2 protein-coding genes are annotated in these 760 nt (G+C 71.2%); one reads left to right on the forward strand and one right to left on the reverse strand.

Going from position 1 to position 760, the window contains the following annotated elements:
• Positions 1 to 398, forward strand: a 398-nt coding sequence (locus tag ACKAE7_RS21100; protein WP_408980233.1) for an acVLRF1 family peptidyl-tRNA hydrolase, incomplete at its 5' end; no start/stop codon positions are given.
• Here ACKAE7_RS21100 and ACKAE7_RS21105 read toward each other — a convergent pair.
• Positions 399 to 760 (reverse strand): GNAT family N-acetyltransferase (locus tag ACKAE7_RS21105; RefSeq protein ID WP_408980234.1); only part of this gene is annotated, 362 nt, incomplete at its 5' end. It lies immediately after the preceding gene.

The following is a 760-nucleotide window of genomic DNA, read 5'->3' on the forward strand; positions in this document are numbered from 1 at the left end:
TGCTGCTGGCCAGGCGCGGAGGCTACGGGGTGGCGGTGGTCAGCGAAGGGCAGGTCCTCGCGTCGAAGGTGGGATCCACGTATGTGCAGTCCCGGACGGCCGCGGGCGGACAGTCGCAGCAGCGGTTCGCCCGGCGGCGGAACAACCAGGCCGACGCCCTGGTGGAGGCTGTTGCGGAACAGGCCGCACGCATCTTCGGCGGTGAACCTTTTGAGTACGTGGTTCCCGGGGGCGACAGGGCCCTGGCGGGCCTTGTCCTCCAGCACCCTGCCCTGAAGGGCTTTGCCGCCATGCCCCGGCTGGCCTACCTTGACGTCCCGGATCCCAAGGCAGCAGTGCTGCGTAAAGCGGCCGCCGATTCGTGTGCCGTGCGGATCCAGGTCACCGACGCCTCCTAGTCAGCAGCCTGTCAGCGCCCGGCGGGGCCGTTCCTGGCGGTAGAGATAGCGGCCCGCTTCCTCGAACCCCGCCTGCTGGTAGAGCTGCCGGGCGGCGGAGTTGGCAGCTGTGACCAGCAGCCAGAAGCTTTCCACGTGGCGCGCGGCCCCTTCGGACTGGAGCGCCTGGAGCACTGCTGTGGCGTAGCCCCGCCTGCGGTGCGCGGGCGACGTCGCCATGCAATAGATTCCTCCCGTGGCGCCCACCAGGGCGAGGCGCCCGACGGCGGCCGGGGCGCCGTCGTCGTCCCTGGCGAGGGCATAGAGCGCTGGGCACCCCGTCACGATCAAGCGCGCTGTCTCCCGCGCCTGGCCACCGCCCC

Origin of the sequence: Pseudarthrobacter sp. NKDBFgelt (assembly GCF_046097905.1) — a bacterium.
Classification (GTDB): Bacteria; Actinomycetota; Actinomycetes; order Actinomycetales; family Micrococcaceae; genus Arthrobacter; species Arthrobacter polychromogenes.